Genomic DNA, 482 nt, shown 5'->3' with positions numbered 1-482 from the left:
ATACCCACTATAATAGTTAATACATCTCATTTTAGAGCGCGTATAGCCTTATCTTACATTCAAAATTTAAATACATTTGTGTAGTTAAGGCCTTTCTCTGCACTGTAAAAAGTAGTGCTTCTAACTAGATTTGCGGATTAAACATCAAAGAAAATTATCTCCCTTCTTTAAGTCATAGATTAATATAGGTTTAACGCTTTTTTATGCCTAAAAGAATCTAGAAAAATGAAAATATGGATTGCAGTGCTTTTTATTCTGATTTCAAATACAGCCTTTGCAAATGTAATTAAATGGAACGAAAATAATATTAATTGGCTGTCTTATGAAAAAGGCTTACAGATTGCTGAACAAGAGAAGAAACCCATTTTATTGGTGTTTTATGCTAACTGGTGTGGCGCTTCTAAGCGATATGGAAAAGTATTTTATGATGATGAGGTTGTAAATCTTTCGAAAAAATTCATCATGATTAAGGTCGATGTGAA

Annotated in this window: 1 protein-coding gene; it reads left to right on the top strand. The window is 30.9% G+C overall.

The window, feature by feature from the left end:
• Positions 1-225 precede the first annotated feature (225 nt).
• Positions 226-482, top strand: a 257-nt coding sequence (locus LR961_RS19150; RefSeq protein ID WP_232151568.1) for a thioredoxin family protein, incomplete at its 3' end; no start/stop codon positions are given.

Origin of the sequence: Stenotrophomonas sp. SY1 (assembly GCF_021202945.1) — a bacterium.
GTDB lineage: Bacteria > Pseudomonadota > Gammaproteobacteria > Xanthomonadales > Xanthomonadaceae > Stenotrophomonas.
This window is presented reverse-complemented; position numbering and strand designations above follow the sequence as displayed.